The sequence below is a fragment of the Flavobacterium rhizosphaerae genome, from assembly GCF_046000445.1.
GTDB lineage: Bacteria > Bacteroidota > Bacteroidia > Flavobacteriales > Flavobacteriaceae > Flavobacterium > Flavobacterium rhizosphaerae.
Map to the genome: position 1 here is coordinate 1 of NZ_JBELPZ010000003.1, position 2,303 is coordinate 2,303.

Here is a 2,303-nt window from a genome sequence, read left to right on the forward strand (position 1 = left end):
CTTTTCCTTTACAAAGCAAGCTTTTTGAAAAGTATTTTTTTTTAATACCCTTACTCAAAACTAACCCCGTAATCCCTCTCGCAATATGTAAAGAACGCTGCTCTAATGCGGGTGCAAAAGTAGCACCCTTTTCCGCTTTTCCAAACTTTTTAAAAGCTTTTTTTTAAAGATTTTTTTAAGTTTTATTTAAGACTCTGATAACATGCAAGATGTAAGAAATATAATTTTGGCTAATCGTTGTTTATAGTTTACTAAAGTCTTCTACACACTTTTTAGCATAAGCTTTAGTAATGGTTAAAGCCCGTTTTTTAGCTTCGTTGTCTTTTTCAAGGTTATACTTTTTTAAAAAAGTAGTGGCTACGTTTTCAAATTCTTTCTGAAGGTCGTTAATAAATACTTCAAGTTTAGATCCTCCAGCAGAAATATAAATATCGCTATTGAATTTTCTATAAAATTCCTGGTGAACCTCATCACATGCAATACCTAATTTTTCTTCTAACTCTTTATAATTAAAACTCATATATGTATTACCTAAATATCCTTTATTAATTTTAAATATTCAGGCCGCAATATATACTGCAGAATACAGAAGCTTCTTACAAAATTCAACTTAAAATTAATAAAATTATACTCTTAATAACGACCCTTCTATTCTTTTACCTTTCCATAGTCAAAAAGGCACTTCTTAGCATATGATTTGGCAATTGTTTTAACCCTGCGTATGGCTTCCTGGTCTGATTCTAATTTGTTATCCTGAATAAAAAAAGCCTCAATATGTTTAAATTCTTCCTGAATTAATTTAAAAAAAGTTTCTAACTTACCTGGGCCCGCAGCCTTATAGTCTGCCCTGTATTTTTCAGACAGATTTTTTATTACATCCTGGCAAGCACAATCAAAATCATTTTCAATCTTTGTATAGTCCGGACTCATTATATATATGTTAAAATGTCAAACCTTTAAAGGTAATAATCAATTGTAAAATCGTAAAGCAACTTTTAATAGCCCATTAACTTATTTGAGGATGAATTATAGGCTTAGAATTCACGACTTATAAGAATTGTGCATCCTGGTTAGTTTTATTAATAATTTATTGTGGTTGGTTAAACTGTGAATCTTTTAGCATACACTTTTTTATCAAGGTATATAACATCATTTTTATTAATATATACCATCATATATGCAGAAGGTTTATTCTTGCGTGTTACAAACTGATAATCCCTCATCTCTGTTCCAAAAATCAACAATCCAATATCATTATAAAGTAATAGTTTTTAATTGCTTAAAAACTTTACTATCCTGATTAAACCTTATGCAAATATATACTAAAAATTTTATTAGCAAATAACATTATATACGACGGTTGCAGCTGAAAAAGAACGGATAAAATAGTATTTGAAATTAATGGTTTCAGATAAAAACTGAAGGTGCAACTTTATTTATATGAAATTATGCGGGAACTGGCCTATGAATTTAGCGAAGTTGTTAAAGAAGATTTAATGAAATTGGAAGACTGAAATATTGCAGTATCTTTGCCGCCTAATACTTTAAGTATTAATAATTGGTTGGTTGGTAAAATGCCCCTCTTTTATGGAGGGGCATTTTTTTATACTATTAAAATCAATATTATAATTGACAATTTGTAAACACCCACTCTTCTGGTACCGTTGCCTTTCCATTTCTCCAATATTCAGGATGGAGTGTCTGAAAATAATTAGCACAATCTAAATCATCAAAGTAGGCATGTTCATTGTCAGTATCATCATAAATGTCGTTGTAATCTGTCAGACGGTACGCATTAACTAGAGCATCCTCTTCTGATAATTGTACATTTTTTTCAATGTTTACACCAAACACCGATGCAACAGCGAAAACAGATAATGAAATTAAAATTTTCATAATAGTTGGTTTTAAAATTATTACCCCAATTTATGAAATAATCTGCTTAGAATAAAACGATTAACTTTTTGTTAGTTTTTTTTTAACACTATTATGATGGGCATGCATTTATTAAATATATGTATTTATTTAGAGATTGAAAAACTTATATATTGATTGCGAAAAATTCTTAGCATTACTCTTTTTATTTAGTAGTTTACAACATTATAATTTTGATTCAAGAGAAATGAATAATAAATACCTACTAATTGATTGCTCAGGCAAACTGTAGAGCGTATGGCAATATCTCTGCGATTGATAGTAAAGAGTGGTTTAAAAACAATATAGATTGGAATAGATTGGAATAGATTGGAATAGATTGGAATAGATTGGAATAGATTGGAATAGATTGGAATAGATTGGAATAG

General features: G+C 29.2%; 3 protein-coding genes. All 3 read right to left on the minus strand.

Annotated features, from left to right (window positions below):
• Positions 1-241: 241 nt before the first annotated feature.
• Positions 242-520 (minus strand): hypothetical protein, encoded by a 279-nt coding sequence (locus ABS766_RS04315; protein ID WP_408083894.1) that lies wholly within the window; start codon positions 518-520, stop codon positions 242-244.
• A 128-nt stretch (positions 521-648) separates the two neighbouring features.
• Positions 649-930, minus strand: a complete 282-nt coding sequence (locus ABS766_RS04320) for a hypothetical protein (protein WP_408083895.1) — start codon at positions 928-930, stop codon at positions 649-651.
• A gap of 693 nt (positions 931-1,623) precedes the next feature.
• A complete protein-coding gene (locus ABS766_RS04325) occupies positions 1,624-1,896 on the minus strand; it encodes a hypothetical protein (protein WP_408083896.1) in 273 nt (90 codons plus the stop codon).
• Between the last annotated feature and the right edge of the window lie 407 nt (positions 1,897-2,303).